The 15696-nt window shown below is 70.1% G+C and carries 15 protein-coding genes; 5 read left to right on the forward strand and 10 right to left on the reverse strand.

The window, feature by feature from the left end; genetic code table 11:
* Positions 1 to 9: 9 nt before the first annotated feature.
* A complete protein-coding gene (locus HNQ07_RS08710) occupies positions 10 to 690 on the reverse strand; it encodes a nucleotide exchange factor GrpE (RefSeq protein ID WP_229831879.1) in 681 nt (226 codons plus the stop codon).
* Positions 691 to 764: 74 nt separating this feature from the next.
* Positions 765 to 2645: a molecular chaperone DnaK gene (dnaK, locus tag HNQ07_RS08715; protein ID WP_184110737.1), complete on the reverse strand. Its 1881-nt coding sequence runs from the start codon at positions 2643 to 2645 to the stop codon at positions 765 to 767.
* A gap of 239 nt (positions 2646 to 2884) precedes the next feature.
* Between dnaK and HNQ07_RS08720 the strand changes: the two genes are divergently transcribed.
* Both HNQ07_RS08720 and HNQ07_RS08725 read left to right on the forward strand, forming a co-directional pair.
* Entirely contained in the window at positions 2885 to 3295 is a 411-nt protein-coding gene (locus HNQ07_RS08720; RefSeq protein ID WP_184110739.1) for a DUF1622 domain-containing protein, read from the forward strand.
* Complete coding sequence (locus HNQ07_RS08725) at positions 3292 to 3606, forward strand: DUF1622 domain-containing protein (protein ID WP_229831878.1); 315 nt, start codon at positions 3292 to 3294, stop codon at positions 3604 to 3606. The genes HNQ07_RS08720 and HNQ07_RS08725 overlap by 4 nt, the downstream gene beginning before the upstream one ends.
* On the opposite strand, the gene nagZ is transcribed toward HNQ07_RS08725, so the two are convergent.
* The 6 genes from nagZ to HNQ07_RS08755 all read right to left on the reverse strand — a co-directional run bounded on the left by nagZ (position 3603) and on the right by HNQ07_RS08755 (position 10367).
* Entirely contained in the window at positions 3603 to 5084 is a 1482-nt protein-coding gene (gene nagZ / locus HNQ07_RS08730; protein ID WP_184110741.1) for a beta-N-acetylhexosaminidase, read from the reverse strand. The genes HNQ07_RS08725 and nagZ overlap by 4 nt on opposite strands.
* The gene (locus tag HNQ07_RS08735; RefSeq protein ID WP_229831877.1) at positions 5084 to 6118 is read right to left on the reverse strand and encodes an SIS domain-containing protein; all 1035 of its coding nucleotides are present in this window, start codon (positions 6116 to 6118) and stop codon (positions 5084 to 5086) included. Before HNQ07_RS08735 ends, nagZ begins: the two co-directional genes overlap by 1 nt.
* Positions 6115 to 6996 (reverse strand): carbohydrate ABC transporter permease, encoded by an 882-nt coding sequence (locus HNQ07_RS08740; RefSeq protein WP_184110743.1) that lies wholly within the window; start codon positions 6994 to 6996, stop codon positions 6115 to 6117. The genes HNQ07_RS08735 and HNQ07_RS08740 overlap by 4 nt, the downstream gene beginning before the upstream one ends.
* On the reverse strand, positions 6993 to 7901 hold the full coding sequence (locus tag HNQ07_RS08745) for a carbohydrate ABC transporter permease (protein WP_184110745.1): 909 nt from the start codon (positions 7899 to 7901) through the stop codon (positions 6993 to 6995). Before HNQ07_RS08745 ends, HNQ07_RS08740 begins: the two co-directional genes overlap by 4 nt.
* 245 nt (positions 7902 to 8146) lie before the next feature.
* The gene (locus HNQ07_RS08750; RefSeq protein ID WP_184110747.1) at positions 8147 to 9400 is read right to left on the reverse strand and encodes an ABC transporter substrate-binding protein; all 1254 of its coding nucleotides are present in this window, start codon (positions 9398 to 9400) and stop codon (positions 8147 to 8149) included.
* Positions 9401 to 9506: 106 nt separating this feature from the next.
* Positions 9507 to 10367, reverse strand: coding sequence for a MurR/RpiR family transcriptional regulator (locus tag HNQ07_RS08755; protein ID WP_184110749.1), 861 nt, complete (start codon positions 10365 to 10367; stop codon positions 9507 to 9509).
* A 467-nt stretch (positions 10368 to 10834) separates the two neighbouring features.
* Between HNQ07_RS08755 and HNQ07_RS08760 the strand changes: the two genes are divergently transcribed.
* On the forward strand, positions 10835 to 12946 hold the full coding sequence (locus HNQ07_RS08760; RefSeq protein WP_184110751.1) for a glycosyl hydrolase family 18 protein: 2112 nt from the start codon (positions 10835 to 10837) through the stop codon (positions 12944 to 12946).
* A gap of 55 nt (positions 12947 to 13001) precedes the next feature.
* On the opposite strand, the gene aguB is transcribed toward HNQ07_RS08760, so the two are convergent.
* On the reverse strand, positions 13002 to 13895 hold the full coding sequence (gene aguB, locus HNQ07_RS08765; protein WP_184110753.1) for an N-carbamoylputrescine amidase: 894 nt from the start codon (positions 13893 to 13895) through the stop codon (positions 13002 to 13004).
* A 490-nt stretch (positions 13896 to 14385) separates the two neighbouring features.
* Between aguB and HNQ07_RS08770 the strand changes: the two genes are divergently transcribed.
* Both HNQ07_RS08770 and HNQ07_RS08775 read left to right on the forward strand, forming a co-directional pair.
* On the forward strand, positions 14386 to 14754 hold the full coding sequence (locus tag HNQ07_RS08770; protein WP_184110755.1) for a heavy metal-binding domain-containing protein: 369 nt from the start codon (positions 14386 to 14388) through the stop codon (positions 14752 to 14754).
* Between the two features lie 65 nt (positions 14755 to 14819).
* Complete coding sequence (locus HNQ07_RS08775; protein WP_184110757.1) at positions 14820 to 15062, forward strand: hypothetical protein; 243 nt, start codon at positions 14820 to 14822, stop codon at positions 15060 to 15062.
* A 31-nt stretch (positions 15063 to 15093) separates the two neighbouring features.
* Here HNQ07_RS08775 and HNQ07_RS08780 read toward each other — a convergent pair whose 3' ends face one another.
* A complete protein-coding gene (locus HNQ07_RS08780; protein ID WP_184110759.1) occupies positions 15094 to 15696 on the reverse strand; it encodes a response regulator transcription factor in 603 nt (200 codons plus the stop codon).

The following is a 15696-nucleotide window of genomic DNA, read 5'->3' on the forward strand; positions in this document are numbered from 1 at the left end:
GGTCACCCCTCACCCCTTTCGGCTCACGACCACGCGGGCCGGTCGCACGAGGCGGCCGTCCATGCGGAAGCCGAGCTGGTAGACCTGCACGATCACGTCGTCTGCGTCGCCGGGCACCACCTGGATCGCCTCGTGCCACTGCGGGTCGAAGGTCTCGCCCTCCTTGCCGGTCGCTTCCAGGCCCAGGCCCGCGAACACGCCGAGCACCTTGCCCAGCACGGCCTGCACGCCGGGGATCAGCTTGGCGGGGTCGCCGGCGCCCATGGTCACGGCCCGGTCGAGGTCGTCGTACACCGGCATCAGGGCCTCGGCGGCCCGGCTGACGCCCTGGCCCTGGGCGGCCTGCACGTCCTGCTGGGTGCGCGTGCGGTAGCCATCGAAGTCCGAGGCGAGGCGGCCGAGCTTGAACTTCAGGTCGGCGTTCTCCTTTTCCAGCTCGTCGGCGCGCTGGAGCTTGTCCATCATCTCCTGCACCTGCCCGAACATCGCGTCGTCCATGCCGGGGAAGGCCGTGTCCTGATCTTCCTCCAGGTTGTCGGTGTCAGCCTCGGGCACGTCCAGATCGACGTCGCGGGGCTGGGCGCCCTGCGTGCCAGTCGGTGGGGTATCGGTGGTCTTGGGGTCGGTGTCGGCCGCGGGGCCGGTCTTGGTGTGGTCGTCGGTCATGGGGTTACCTCGGCGTCGGAACATTGAATCAAGGATAGGGGAGAGGGGGCGCGCGGCCGTCCTCTCCCCGGTGGTGGTGCAGTGTGGCGTGGAGGACGTTACTCGGCCGGCTTGAAGTCCGCGTCGATCACGTCGTCATCGGCCTTGCCGGCGGGCTGGCCTTCAGGCTGGCCCTGACCGGCCTGCTGCGCGGCGGTCATGAAGGACCGCAGCTCCTCTTCCAGCGTCTTCTGCGCGCTCTCGATCCGGGCGTCGTCGTCCAGGCGCACGGCTTCCTCGGCCTCGTCGGCAGCGGCCTTGAGCTTGTCCTTGGCGTCCTGGGGCGCGCCGGCGTTCTCCTCGATCTGCCCGAGGGCCTGCACGCGCAGGGAATCCAGGGTGTTGCGCTTCTCGACCTTCTCACGGCGCTTCTTGTCGGCGTCGGCGTTCTGCTCGGCTTCCTTCACCATGCGCTCGACGTCGGTCTTGTCCAGCGTGGTGGTGTTCTCGATGCGGATGCTGGCTTCCTTGCCGCTCTGCTTTTCCTTGGCGGTCACGTGCAGGATGCCGTTGGCGTCGATGTCGAAGGTGACCTCGATCTGCGGCTGGCCGGCGCGCATGGGCGGAATGCCCTCGAGCTTGAAGCGGCCCAGCGGCTTGTTGTCGGCGGCCATGGGGCGCTCGCCCTGCAGCACCACGATCTCCACGCCCGGCTGGTTGTTCTCGGCGGTGGTGTAGATCTCGGTCTTCTTGGCCGGCACGGTGGTGTTGCGGGTGATCATGGGGGCGATCATGCCGCCCTTGACCTCCACGCCCAGCGTGAGCGGCGTGACATCCACCAGCACGATGTCGCCCAGCGCCGAGTCGCCCTGGATGATGCCCGCCTGCACGGCGGCGCCCAGCGCCACGGCCTCGTCGGGGTTCACGGACTCGTTGGGGGTCTTGCCGGTGATGTCCTGCACGATGCGCTTGACCGCCGGGATGCGGGTCGAGCCGCCCACCAGGATCACTTCGTCGATCTTGCTGGCGTCCAGCTTGGCGTCGGCCAGGGCCTGCTCGACGGGCTTGCGCACGCGGCGCAGCAGGTCGCCGGTCAGTTCCTCGAACTTCGCGCGGGAGAGCGTGCGTTCCAGGTGCATGGGGGTGCGCGTTTCCGGGTCGAAGGTAATGAAGGGCAGGCTGATGCTGGTCTCGCTGGCGTTGGAGAGCTCGATCTTGGCCTTTTCGGCCGCTTCGATCAGGCGCTGGAGGGCCTGCTTGTCCTTGCGCAGGTCGAAGTTGTGTTCCTTCTGGAACTCGCCCGCCAGCCAGTCCACGATGCGGTGGTCGAAGTCCGCGCCGCCCAGGTGGGTGTCGCCGGCGGTGGACTTCACCTCGAACACGCCGTCACCGAGTTCCAAGATGGTCACGTCAAAGGTGCCGCCCCCCAGGTCGAAGACGAGCACGGTCTCGTTGCCCTTCTTCTCCAGGCCGTACGCGAGCGCGGCGGCAGTGGGCTCGTTGATCACGCGCAGCACGTTCAGGCCCGCGATCTCGCCCGCCTGACGGGTCGCTTCGCGCTGGGAGTTGTCAAAGTACGCGGGCACGGTGATCACGGCGTCGGTGATCTTCTGCCCCAGCTTGTTGCTGGCGTCGGTCACCAGCTTGCGCAGCACCTCGGCGCTGACCTGCTCGGGCGCAAGGTCCTTGCCGTCGACGGTGATGCGCACCGAGCCGCCGGGGCCTTCCTTGACGGTGAAGGGGCTGCGTCCGGCTTCTTCCTTCACTTCGTCCCAGCGGCGGCCGATGAAGCGCTTGACCTCGAAGAGGGTGGCGGCGGGGTTCAGGGCCGCCTGACGGCGGGCGATCTGCCCGACGAGGCGTTCGTCGCCCTTATAAGCAACGACGCTGGGCGTGGTGCGCGCGCCCTCGGCGTTGACGATGACTTCGGGGCGACCGCCTTCCATCACGGCGATCACGGAGTTGGTGGTACCAAGATCGATTCCGACAGCTTTAGCCATGGGTTGACTCCTTAGGGGTAAGATTCTGCCGGCCCGCAGGGCAGCAGTTCTGAACTCCGCACATCATAGGGCTACAGTTCGGAGGAGTCAATAGACTTGAGCGTGATGCACTCAAGTTGTCGGTGATCGTCAATGGACGGTGAAGCTGGCCGGCCGCCACGCACGGCGCTGTTACACCGGCCCTTCACCCGGTCTCCATCCACGCGCGGACACGGCGGCTGCGGCGCTAGGTTCAGGGCATGGAAAGCGCGTTCGGTCAGTTCGAGACGGCCGTGCAGCAGTTCACGCTGATCCTGGCGACCGGGGTGGAGGCGGCCTCTGGCCTCGTGGTGGGCGTGGCGGTGATCGAGGCGGTGTGGCGCTCGGTCCTGCTGTTCACGCTGCGCCGCGGCCTGCCCGAAACGCAGAAGGAGGCGATCCGCCTGCGCCTGGGCCGCTGGCTGGCCGTGGTGCTGGAATTCCTGCTGGCCGCCGACATCCTGCGCACCGCGGTGGCCCCCACGTGGAGTGACATCGGCAAGCTCGCCGCCATCGCCGGCATCCGCACCGCCCTGAACTACTTCCTGTCGCGCGAGGTGCAGGCCGCCGACCGGGATGTGCCGGACCGGGCCGTGCCGCCGGGCGTGCCGGGCGACCGGGCATCGCCGTGACGTTCCTGTCGGTCCTGCGGCTGCTGATCGACGTGTGCGGCAGCGTCGCCCTGGTGCTGGCGCTGCTGGCGAGCGGGTGGACACTCCTGCGCACCCGCGACCCCGCGCGCACGCAGCGGGTGATTCTGGACGGCATCGTGTTCGCCCTGAATCTGAAGACCGCCGCGACCCTGCTGCGGACGACCGAACTCACCACGTGGTCGCAGATCGGCATGTTCGCCGCGATCTTCGCGCTGAGAACGGTGCTGGCCCGGGTGGCACAGTGGGAGCGCCGGAGCCTGAGCGCTGTGGGGCCGTCCGCTGCGGCCTAGGCCGACGCCCGCACCAGCGCCCCCGCCAGCGCCCGCAGGTTCGCCGCCCGGAAGCCGTGCGTGACCACGGCCGGCAGGGGCAGCGCCTCCACCGCGTCCGGCGCCCATAGCGCGAGGTGCAGGGCCGGGGCGGCGCGGCGGGTCAGGTGGGCCGCCAGCACGCGGGTGCCGTCCGGCACGCCCCAGCGGCCCGTCGTCGCCAGCAGCACCGGCACGTCCGGCTGCGCGTCCAGCGCCGCCCGCGCCGCGCCGGGGTCGTCGGCGGCCACGAAGCTCAGCCGGGGCAGCGTCTCGCGCAGGGCCTCGGCCAGCGCCTCGCCGCTCACGCTGTCGCCGTAGGGGCCGCCCACGTCCGGCTGCGTGGGCGCGATCAGCAGCGCGGGCCGCGCGGGATCGAAGTGGACGTGCTCGCCGTGCCACGTGAGCATCCGCGCGGCCCAGCCGTCCACCAGCCGCGCATCGGCGTCCCGCTGGGCCGCGCCGTACGGCCGGGGCGTGCCGGGAAAGCGGGCCGCCGCGCGGTCCAGCCGGGCCACCGCTTCTGCCACGCGCGCTTCGGTCAGAGCGCCGCCCCGCATCGCCCGGTCCAGCGCCCGCGTGTGGACATCATGCAGGCTCGCATCTCCGTGTCCGCACACCAGCACGGCGTCCGCCCCGGCACTCAGCGCGAGGCCCGCGCCCTGTCCGTCCGGGTAGCGGTCGGCCACCGCCTTCATGTCCATCGCGTCCGTGACGACCACGCCGCCGTAGCCCCACTCCCGGCGCAGCAGACCGGTCAGCAGCGCGGGCGACAGGGTAGCGGGGTGCTCGGCGTCCAGCGCGGGGTACAGGATGTGTGCGGTCATGACGCTGCCCAACCCCGCCCGCACGGCCGCGTGGAACGGCACCCACTCGGCCGCCTCTAGCGCGGCGCGGGGCTTGTCCACGACCGGCAGGGCCAGGTGGCTGTCCACCCGTGTGTCCCCGTGGCCCGGGAAGTGCTTGACCGCGCTCAGGACGCCTGCGTCCTCGCTGCCGCGCGCCCACGCGACGCCCAGGGCGGCCACGCGCTCCGGGTCCGCGCCGAACGACCGCTCCCCGATCACGGGGTTCAGCGGGTCGACGTTCACGTCCACGCTGGGCGCGTAGTTCCAGTTGATGCCCAGCTCCAGCAGGCCGCGCGCTGCGACCTGCCCCGCGTGGTACGCGGCGTGCTCGTCGTCCAGCACGCCCAGGCCCTGCGGCGTGGGGGCGGCCGGCACGTCCAGCCGCCGCAGCACCGCGCCGCCCTCCTGATCCGTGGCGATCAGCACGTCGCGTTCCAGGGCGCCTCGAATGTCGGCCACCAGCCGCGCGGTGCGCTCCGGCGTGGTGATGTTGCGCGCGAACAGACACACGCCGCCCACGGGATGATTCCGCAGCCAGCGGGCCTCGGCGGGGCTCAGCTCCGGTCCGGCGAGGTCGATGATCAGGGTGCGTTCCGGGTTCACGTCCGGCATCAGCGCGTCCTCGTGACTTTCGACAGGCGTGGCGGCGCGTCCGGGTCCTGGCCGCGCCGCAGCGCCGCGTGCGCGATCAGCAGCTGCGCGGCCACCGCGGAGGTCGCCGGGTCCGTCAGCGTGTGACCGGTCGCGGGCGTGGGCACGGTGGCGTCCGCGCCATCCACGGGCGCGCCGATGGACAGCACGTCCGCGCCGTAGCCGCGCAGCTCCGCGTAGGTCGCGGCGGTCAGGCGCGCGGTCGCGTCGCGCGCCTGGAAGCACAGCGCCAGGGTGCCGGGCTCGGCCAGCCGCGCGGGGCCGTGCGCGAACTCGGAGGTCGAGAAGGCCAGCGCGCCCACGCCCGCCGTCTCCTGGAGCTTCAGGGCGGTCTCGGCCGCCACGCCGCCGTGCAGGCCACGCCCCAACACCAGCGGGCGCTCGCTCGCGGCCAGGAGTGCAGCCGCATTCCGGGTCAGCGCCTCGCCGTGGATCACCTCGCGCAGCGCGTCCGGCAGCCGGGCCAGCGCGCCGGCCAGCGCCGCGTCCGGGCGCAGGGCGCAGAGCAGCCGTGCCCCCAGCGTCAGGGCGGCCAGATAGGACTTGGTGGCGGCCACCGCGCGCTCCTCGCCGGCGTGCAGGGGCAGCACCAGATCGGCCGCGTGCGCCAGCGGGCTGTCCAGGACGTTCACCAGCGCGACCGTGAGCGCGCCGCCCCGCCGCGCCCGCCGCAGGCTCTCGACCAGATCTGGACTGCCGCCCGACTGGCTGACCGCGAGCAGCAGCGCGCCCCGGTACTCCACGTCCGCGCCGTACACGCCCGCCACGCTGGGGGCGGCGCTCACCACCGGCAGCCGCAGGTGCGTTTCCAGGCCGTAGCGCAGCGTGGTGGCCGCGTGGTCCGACGACCCGCGTGCCAGCGTGACCACGAAGGCCGGGCCGTAGGCCAGCACCGCACGGGCGACCTCCTCGACTGCCGCGCGGTCCGCCGCCTGCCGCTCCACGACCTCCGGCGCTTCCCTCGCCTCCACCAGCATCCGGGGCTCGGCCCTCACTTCACCGCTCCTTCCAGGCCGCGCAGGAACAGCCGCTGCGCGAGCAGGAACACGATCAGCACCGGCAGCATCATGAACAGCGACCCGGCCGCGATGTTGAAGGGATCGTAGTTGAACTGGCCCTTGAGCTTGAGCACCGCCACGCTCAGCGGCACCCGCTCCGGCGCGCCGGACAGCACCACCATCGGCCAGAAGTACGCGTTCCACGTGGTGACCAGCGTGAAGATGCCCAGCGCCGCCAGACTCGGGCGCGTCAGCGGCAGCATGATCCGCGTCAGGATGGTCAGCTCGGAGGCGCCGTCCAGCCGCGCGGCCTCCAGCAGCGCCGAGGGAATCGACAGGAACGCCTGCCGCATCAGGAAGATCCCGAAGGCCCCGGCAACGGTGGGAATCACCACGCCTAGGTGCGTGCCGAGCAGGTGCAGGTTCTTCAGCGTCAGCGTGTTCACGATGAAGTTCGTCTCGCTGGGCAGCACCAGCGTCGCCACGATGGCCGAGAAGATCACGTTGCGGCCCGGAAAGCGGAAGCGCGCCAGCGGGTACGCCGCCAGTGCCGACACGACCAGCGTGCCGATGACTGTCATGACCGTAATCGACACCGAGTTCCACAGGTACGCGCCCAGGTGGAAGGTGCGGTACACGTCCACAAAGTTATGCAGCGTGATCCGCCGGGGCAGCAGGCTCGCCGGGAAGGCGTAGATGGACACGCCCGCCGTCTTGTCGGTCAGGGCGATCGCCAGCGTCCACACGAAGGGAAAGATGGCGAAGACCAGGATGGCGATCAGCACGGCGTAGCGCAGGGTCAGCGACAGCGGACGCCGCCAGCTGACGCGGGGCCGCTCCCGCGCGGCCGGGCGGGCCGTGGCCGCGGCGCTCACGCGCCCTCCGCGACGTCGTCGGTGCGGAACAGCCGGAAGTTCACGGCCGAGATGATCAGCGCCACCGCCGCCACGACCAGGCCCGCTGCGCTCGCCAGTCCGTAGTTGAAGTCAAAGCCCTGGAAGGCCTTGGCGTACACGTACATCAGTGCCGTGTAGGTGGAGTTCAGCGGCCCGCCGTTCGTGAGCACCAGCACCTCCTCCAGCACCCGCAGCGCCGCGATGGTTGACAGCAGCGTGCACAGCAGGATGGTCGGGCGCATCAGCGGTACCGTCACCCGCCAGAAGCGCTGCCACGGGTTCGCCCCGTCCAGCACGGCCGCTTCCTCCAGCTCCTGCGGAATGGTCTGGAGGCCCGCCAGGTACAGCACCATGTAGTACCCGAAGCCGCGCCAGAACGTCACCAGCATCACCGCGAAGAACGCCCACGTCTCGGAGTTCAGCCAGCCGATGGCCTTCTGCGGCGTGGTCAGGTGCAGCGAGGTCAGCACCCAGTTCAGCACGCCCTCGCGGTTGAAGACCCACTCGAACATCACCGCCGCCAGCGACACCGACGTGACCACCGGCACGTAGTACGCCGCGCGGAACCACGTCATGCCCGGCAACTCCTTGTTCACCAGCACCGCCACCGCCAGCGACGCCAGTTGCAGCACCGGCACCACCAGCAGGTAGCGCACCGAGTTCCAGATCGCCGTGTGGAACAGCGGATCGCCCGCCAGCGTGCGGAAGTTGTCCAGGCCCGTGAACTTCGGCCCCAGCCCCTGCGCGAAGCGCGCCCCGGTGTACTCCGTGAAGCCCAGGTACGCGCCGTACACCAGCGGATAGAACGTGAACACCGCCAGCAGGATCAGCGCCGGGGCCAGGAAGGTGTACGACATCAGCGTCTGACGCCAGGGAATACGCATGGTGGACAGCTCCTTGGGGTGGGGGAGAAGGCGTGTGCTCCCAAACGTGGGAAGCCGGGCCGGCCGTGGACTCAAAAGGGTTCTCGATTTAGGAAGTGAGGCCCGCCTGATTGCTGGGCGGGCCTCGGGGTCGCGTTAGGCTGGTCAGCGGCGCTTCGTTGCGGTGAAGGAGGGCAATTTCCTTTTCCCTGCACTCCGGCCACTCGCTTCGCTCGCCCCACCGCCTGCGGCGGCGCGTGCCGGCGTTACTTCTTCATGTTCGCGTTCCAGTAGGTGACCGCGTCGGTCAGGGCCTGCTGGGCGGTCTTCTTGCCGAGCAGCGCGGCCTCGATGTTGTCGTTGAAGTTCTTGTACAGGTCGTCGCTGTTGCCCGGCGCCTTGTAGCCGGGGTTGATGTAGCGGCCGGACGCGCCGACGAGCGCCGTGGCCTTGGCGACCGGGTCGGTGCTGCTGGTCTTGAACTGCGTGCTGGTCTGCGCGCCCAGTGTGGTCGGCACGACCGACACGACCTTGGCGAAGGCGAGCTGGTTGGCGTTGTTCGTGAAGTACGCGGCCAGCTTGGCGGCGGCGGCGGGGTTCTTGCTGGCGGTGGGCACGACCAGGGCCATGCTGCCGCCGGTCTGCACGTTCGCCTTGCCCAGCGGCGCGCTGGTCACGACGGTGCTGGCGTACAGGTTCGGGTTGGTGTCCTTGATGCGCGTCAGGGCCTGCGGGCCGCCGATGATCATGGCGACGCGGTTCTGGCCGTACAGTTCCGTGGCGAGCTGGAAGGCTTCACGGCGCACGGCGTCCTCGGGGACGTAGCCACCCTTGTACAGATCCACGAACTGCGACAGCAGCGCGGCGTGGGCCGGGGTGTTGAATGCGGCCTTGCCGTCGGCGGCATAGATGGGCAGGCCCTCGGCGTAGAAGTAGCCCAGGAACGACGCCGTGTTGGGGTCCTTCAGGGCCGGCACCCACGCGTACGCGCCGGTCTTGTCCTTGACGATCTTGGCGTCCGCGATGAGTTCGCTGGTGGTGCGCGGGGCGCGGGTCAGGCCGGCCTTCTTGAACAGGTCGGGGTTGTACAGCAGCACGCCCTCGTTCAGCCAGCCGTACCACGGGTAGGCGTAGACCTTGCCGCCGGACGTGAAGTTCGCCAGGCTCTGCGGGTAGAAGGTGGCCTTGAGCGTGGCCGCGCTGGTCAGGTCGCTGGCGGCGCGCAGGAAGCCGTTCTGCGCGGCCTTCTGCGTCTCGTCGATGTTCAGGTTCACCACGTCCGGCGCGTTGCCGAGGTTCACGCTGGAGATGAAGTCCTGCACCATCGAGTCCTGCTTGTCGGCCCAGTTCACCTTGATGTCGGGGTTGGCCTTCTCGAAGGCCGCGATGGTGGTCTTGATGTAGTCGTCGAACTTGGGGCTCAGGTACCACGTCCAGAACGTCACGGTGGTCTGTGCCTGCGCGGAGGCGGCGGCAGAGAGGCCGAGGGCAAGGGTCAGGGCAGTCAGGGTGCGTTTCATGGTGGTCTCCTGGCGGGCGAGGGGCGAGCGGGGCGGCGGACGGTGACGAAAGCGGTTTCAGGTGATCAGGGGGGAGTGGGTGGCGGCATGGTCGCTCCTCCCCGGCTCAGTACTTCTTCTCGACGACGCTCTCGGCGGTCACGCGCAGCATCGCAGCGGCCTCCGGGCGGCGGGCGAGCAGGGCGGCGTACAGCACTTCCAGCACCAGCGTCTGCGAGGCAAGCGTGTCCAGCACGGAGTCCGTCAGCGGTTCTTCCTGCGTGGAGGTGAACAGCACCGCCTTGGCGTAGCGGGTGATGGGCGAACTGGCGCGGTGCGTGATGGCAACGGTGTAGTGGCCGTGGCCCTGTGCGAGCCGCAGGTGCTGCACGGTGTCGATGGTGCTGCCGGAACTGGACAGCGCGATGACCACGCCGCCGCGCGGCAGGGTGGAGATGCTGACGGCCGACTGGTGCGGGTCCGTGTACGCGGTCGCGGCGATCCCGATCCGCAGCAGCCGGTGCGCGAAGAGCTGCGCGACCAGGCCCGAGTTGCCCTGTCCCGTGAGGTCCACGCGCGGCGCGCGGGCCAGCGCGGCAGCCACGTCTTCCATGACCAGCGGGTCGAGGAGGCGACCCGTATCTTCCAGCGTGCGGCACGTCTGTTTCACGACCTGCGCGGCCTGACCGGCGAGGTCGCCGGGGTGTGCGCGGGGCGTGGTTTCGCGGCCGGCGACATCGGCGGCCAGCGCGATCTTGAAGGCGTGGAAGCCCGCAAAGTCCAGTTTGTGGCACAGCCGCGTGATGGTCGCCTCGCCCACGCCGACGGACGTGGCGAGTTCGGTGATGGTCTGGTGCACGACCGTCTCGGCGTGCGTGACGACGTGCTCGGCAACGCGTTGCAGCGACGGCGACAGGCCGTGGGCATGCAGGCGGATGCGGCTGATGACGCCCTGCGCCGGCGCGGGGCGGGGTACGGTCTGACTCATTGACCCTCCAGAGCTGAGCGTAGGAAGAGGACGTCGGTGCGGAACTGAAGGTATCTTAAGCACTGAAAATTATTTTTGTCAACACGGCGTCAGATCGGGGATTAATTTTCAAGGGCAGTCTGGTCGAGGGGTCCGGTGTATTCGGCTGGCCCGCCGGACGGAGGCCCGTCGTCTTGGGTGAGCCAGCGGCTTGCCCCTGAAACCCGTGACCAGGCGTGGTTCGACGTTGAGAGATCGGGACGTACGGATGGTGGATGGTGTGGGTGCCTGCGCGATCACCGTCAGATTCCCTGGCCCGGCAACCGGCAGGACACGGCAAAGAACCTTCCTGTGAAAAAAAAACCCATCAACGCTTGACAGGATGAAAATAATTCCGCATCATGCGGCAGTCCCATTCAGCAGCAGCACGATCGGCGTTCTCGCCCGACCAGCCCGTGTCCCAGCCACTCGACCCCCCGAGGTGAGGTATGGAAAAGACCGCTGCCCGATTGACCGCCCTGCTCGCGCTGACGCTGGCCCTGGGAGCCTGCGGGCACCCGGACCCCGTGGCCTCCGGCCCTGGCCTGTCCGCCCAGGCCGCGTGCAGCGCCTGGACCGAAGGTCCCACCTATACCGCCGGGCAGGTCGTCACGTACCAGGGCCTCACCTACACCGCCATCCAGACGCACACCGCCTACGCCGGCGCCAACTGGAACCCCAGGGACACGCCCAGCCTGTGGCAGCCGGGCGGCACGTGTGGCGGCGCCGCCGACACCACCGCCCCGAGCGTCAGCGTGTCCAGCAGCGCCAGCAGCGTGACCACGCCCTCCACCCTTACCCTCAGCGCGACCGCCAGCGACAACGTGGGCGTGACCAAAGTCGAGTTCTACGACGGCGCCACGCTGCTCGGCACCGACACCGCCGCGCCGTACACCCAGAGCGTGGCGCTGACGAGCGCCAACAACGGCACGCACAGCTACACCGCCAGGGCCTACGACGCGGCGGGCAACAGCAAGGTCAGCGCCGCCGTCAGCGTGACGGTCACCATTTCAGGGAGCGGTGACACCACCGCGCCCACCGTCGGCCTCAGCGCCAGCCCCTCCACCGTCAGCGCCGCCGGAAGCGTCACGCTCAGCGCCACGGCGAGCGACACCGTGGGCGTCTCGAAGGTCGAGTTCTACCAGGGCTCGACCCTGCTTGCCACGGACACGACCGCGCCCTACAGCGCCACGGAGGCCGTGACCAGCGCGCAGAACGGCACCCGCACGTATACCGCCAAGGCCTACGATGCCGCCGGGAACACCGCCAGCGCCGCCGCGAGCGTCACCGTGAGTATCGGCACGGCGCCGCCTCCCGCCAGCGGGTACAAGCGCGTCGCGTACTTCACGCAGTGGGGTATCTACGGCCGGAACTATCTGGTGAAGAACATCGACACCAGCGGCACGGCCGCGACCCTCACGCACATCAACTACGCCTTCGGGAACATCTACAACGCCGGCGGCACCTACAAGTGCGACATCGTGACCCGCGCCGAGTCCGGCAACGGCGACGGCGGCGACGCCTTCGCGGACTACGGCAAGTCCTTCGACGCCGCCAGCAGCGTGGACGGCGTGGCCGACGTGTGGAACCAGCCGCTGAAGGGCAACTTCAACCAGCTCAGGAAGCTCAAGGCGAAGTACCCGAACCTGAGGCTGCTGATCTCGCTGGGCGGGTGGACGTGGAGCCGCTATTTCAGCGCCGCCGCCAGCACCGACGCCTCGCGCCGGGCGCTGGTCGCGTCGTGCCTGGACGTGTACATCAAGGGCAACCTGCCGGTGTCGTCCGACGGGGCGGGCGGCGCGGGCGCGGCGGCCGGCGTGTTCGACGGCATCGACATCGACTGGGAGTACCCCGGTGGCGGTGGGCTGGCGTACAACACCGTCAGCGCGGCCGACAGGCAGAACTTCACGCTGCTCCTGCAGGAGTTCCGCCGCCAGCTCGACGCGCTGAAACCCGGCTCTCTGCTCACCATCGCGGCGCCGGGCGGCGCGGACAAGATCGCCAACCAGGACCCGGCCGCGTACCGCGACGCCGTGAGCTGGGTGAACATCATGACCTACGATTTCCGCGGCGCGTGGGACTCGACCGGACCCACCAACTTCCACTCGAACCTGTACACCGACCCCAACGGCCCCGGCACCGCCCCTGCCAGGACGTACTCGGTGGACGCGGCCGTGACCGCCTTCCTGAACGCGGGCATGCCGGCCAGCAAGATCGTGATCGGCGTGCCCTTCTACGGACGCGGGTGGACCGGCGTGCCGGGCGCCGGCAACGGCCTGTACCAGAGCGCCACCGGGGCCGCCCGCGGCACCTACGAGGCGGGCATCGAGGACTACAAGGTGCTGAAAAATGCTCCCGGCACCGTGTACCGCAGCGGCGTGACCGGCCAGATGTGGAAGTACGACGGCACCACTTTCTGGAGCTACGACGACGAGACCGTGATCGCCGCGAAGATGGCGTACATCAAGTCCAGGGGTCTGGGCGGCGCGATGGCGTGGTCGCTCGACGGCGACGACGCGACCGGCACGCTGGCCCGGGCCATCTCGAACGGCCTGAAGTAAGCGCGCGCGAACGCCCGCCTCCGGCCAGGCCGGGGCGGGCGTGTTGTCATGGGGATCAGCCGCGCCGGGTCACACCGTCAGTGGTGAGCAGCGCGCCGTACAGCTCCGGCCGCCGGTCGCGGAAAAAGCCCATGCCGGCGCGGAACTTGCGGGCTTCCGCGAGGTTCAGGTCGTGCGTCAGCGGGCCTTCCTCGGTGTCGCCAAATTCCGCGACCAGTTCGCCGGTGTAGTCGCTGATGAACGAGTGCCCGTAGTACGTCTGCGACAGGCCGCCCACGACCTCCGTGCCGATGCGGTTGGCCGCGCCCACGTACGAGGAATTGCTGACGGCGTGCCCCACCATCGCCCGCTGCCACATGTGGTGGCTGTTGGGGCTCTCGACCTCGGCGGGCTCGCTGCCGATGGCGGTGGGGTAGAGCAGGAAATCCGCGCCCTGGAGCATCATCACGCGAGCCGTCTCCGGGTACCACTGGTCCCAGCAGATGCCCACGCCCACGCGCCCGTAGCGGGTGGGCCACACCCGGAAGCCGGTGTCGCCGGGGTTGAAGTAGTACTTCTCCTCGTAGCCGGGACCGTCGGGGATGTGCGTCTTGCGGTAGTTGCCGAGCACGCTGCCGTCCGCGTCGATGCATACCAGCGAGTTGTAGTGCGCCTGCCCCGCCGCCTCGAAGTACGACAGCGGCAGCACCACGCCCAGCTCCGCCGCGAGGTTCTGGAAGCGCCCCACGAAGGGGTGACCCTCCAGCGGGTGGGCCAGCGCAAAGTAGTCCTCGCGCTCCACCTGGCAGAAGTACAGGTTCTCGAAGAGTTCTGGCAGCAGGATCACCTGCGCGCCCTGCCGGGCGGCGTCCCGCACGTGCGCCTCGGCCCGAGCGACGTTGTCGTCCAACTGGTCCGTCACGTGCATCTGCACGACGGCGAGCTTCACGGTCTCAGGAGTGCGCGTCATGCCCAGGAGGGTAGCGGATGATCGGCAGGAGGAAGGTGCCCTGTGCGCCCGCCCGGCCGCCGGAACACGCTGGGGCCGGTGGTCCAGTCACGGCATGGCCGAGCCGTCCGCGGACCCCGATGCCGACCTGAGCCTCGACGTCTATGCCGCCCAGCTCCGCCTGGACCACCGGGACGCCGCCGCCCAGGCCAAGGCCCTCGCCGCCCGTGTGGCTGACCACCCGCACCGCCCAGGGCGGGTGGCCGTTCGGCGGCAGGGCGCTGAAGAAACTGCGGGTTGCGCTGGACGGCGACCACCTTCAGATCGTGGTGCAGGGCGGCCACGTGCACCACCGCACCGTGCACCACGTCGGCGGCATCGATCTCGCCCACCACGAGATCACCAGGAGGAGTGGATGCAGCGCGTCGCACACGTCCTCGCCCGGCAGTCCGCGCGGCTGGACGCGCAGGGCCCCGCCCCCCTCTAAGCGCCCGCGCCCCCAGGAGGCCCCATGGCCGTCAGTCAGGAAACGACCCTGCGCCTCGACGAGAACCGCCGCGACCTGTTCACCAGCGACCTGAGCGTCTCCGAATTCCTGCTGCTGGAGGACCTCGGCTACCAGCCGATCGGGCTGGCGATGGGCACCAGCGTCTACCACCTGGGCGTGCAGAACGCCCGCTGGCGGCAGAGTGTGGAACTGGACGTGCTGACGCAGGCCATGTACAGCGCCCGGCACCTCGCCATGACCCGCATGCAGGAGGAAGCCCGCCGGGCCGGCGCGACCGGCATCGTGGGCGTGCAGGTCAGCGAACACAGCCGCATGTGGGACAACCACGTCTTCGAGTTCCTGGCGGTGGGCCCCGGGATTCGCCGCGCGTAGACTGCCGCGGCGACCCTCCACACGACCCTGAGCCTCACGCTGGCGCGTCCCGGTATCCTGCGCGCATGACGCTCGTGCTGGGCTACGTTGGCGCGGCCTGCCTGCTCGCGGGCGGCGTGGGCTGGGGCGCACAGGTCTCGCGGCGGGGCGTGACGGCACCGATGCTGGCCCTGACCACGCTCCTGACCGGCGTCGGTCTGACCCTGAGCGCCCGGGCGTTCCTGGCCGGGGCGGACCTGCCCCTCACGCTCGGGGTGGTCGGGGCGCTCGCCGGGGCCGCGCTGATGGTGTTCACGCCGCGGGACTGACGGTGCGGCGTGACGCGGCCGGGCACCGCCGTCACAGCCAGCCCTTCTCCCGCGCGGTGCGGGCGGCCTCCACGCGGGTCTCCGCGCCGAGCTTCCCGATGGCCTCCGACAGGTAGTTGCGCACCGTGCCCTCGGACAGGCCCAGCGTGGCGGCGATGGCGGCGGTGCTCGCGCCGCCCTCGGCCGCGCGCAGCACCTGCCGCTCGCGGTCGGTCAGCGGATCGCTGTCGCCCCACGCCTCGGCTGCCAGCTGCGGGTCGATGGCCCGCCCGCCCGCGTGCACGCGCCGGATGGCGTCCGCGAGTTCGCTGGCCGGCGCGTCCTTGAGCAGGTATCCGCGCGCCCCCACGTCCAGCGCGCGGCGCAGGTACCCACCCCGGCCGAAGGTCGTGACGATCACCACCCGCGTGCCGGGCAGTTCGCGCGCCACCCGCGCCGCGAGGTCCAGGCCGCTCACGCGCGGCATCTCGATGTCCGTGACCAGCACGTCCGGCTTCAGGGCCAGCGCCCGTTCCCACGCCGCCTCGCCGTCCGGCGCGCCGCCCACGACCTCCAGGTCGTCCTCCAGCGACAGCAGCGCCGTCAGCGCCCCCAGCACCAGCGCCTGGTCCTCCGCGAGCAGGATGCGGATCAC

Origin of the sequence: Deinococcus metalli, from assembly GCF_014201805.1 — a bacterium.
In the GTDB taxonomy this organism is placed as follows: Bacteria; Deinococcota; Deinococci; order Deinococcales; family Deinococcaceae; genus Deinococcus; species Deinococcus metalli.

Excerpts from the sequence above, each read along its gene's own strand:
- HNQ07_RS08750 (WP_184110747.1), bottom strand. The coding sequence starts at position 9,400 with ATGAAACGCACCCTGACTGCCCTGACCCTTGCCCTCGGCCTCTCTGCC.
- HNQ07_RS08770 (WP_184110755.1), top strand. The coding sequence starts at position 14,386 with ATGGCCGTCAGTCAGGAAACGACCCTGCGCCTCGACGAGAACCGCCGC.
- nagZ (WP_184110741.1), bottom strand. The coding sequence starts at position 5,084 with ATGCCGGACGTGAACCCGGAACGCACCCTGATCATCGACCTCGCCGGA.
- HNQ07_RS08775 (WP_184110757.1), top strand. The coding sequence starts at position 14,820 with ATGACGCTCGTGCTGGGCTACGTTGGCGCGGCCTGCCTGCTCGCGGGC.
- HNQ07_RS08745 (WP_184110745.1), bottom strand. The coding sequence starts at position 7,901 with ATGCGTATTCCCTGGCGTCAGACGCTGATGTCGTACACCTTCCTGGCC.
- aguB (WP_184110753.1), bottom strand. The coding sequence starts at position 13,895 with ATGACGCGCACTCCTGAGACCGTGAAGCTCGCCGTCGTGCAGATGCAC.
- HNQ07_RS08710 (WP_229831879.1), bottom strand. The coding sequence starts at position 690 with ATGTTCCGACGCCGAGGTAACCCCATGACCGACGACCACACCAAGACC.
- HNQ07_RS08720 (WP_184110739.1), top strand. The coding sequence starts at position 2,885 with ATGGAAAGCGCGTTCGGTCAGTTCGAGACGGCCGTGCAGCAGTTCACG.
- HNQ07_RS08755 (WP_184110749.1), bottom strand. The coding sequence starts at position 10,367 with ATGAGTCAGACCGTACCCCGCCCCGCGCCGGCGCAGGGCGTCATCAGC.
- dnaK (WP_184110737.1), bottom strand. The coding sequence starts at position 2,645 with ATGGCTAAAGCTGTCGGAATCGATCTTGGTACCACCAACTCCGTGATC.
- HNQ07_RS08760 (WP_184110751.1), top strand. The coding sequence starts at position 10,835 with ATGGAAAAGACCGCTGCCCGATTGACCGCCCTGCTCGCGCTGACGCTG.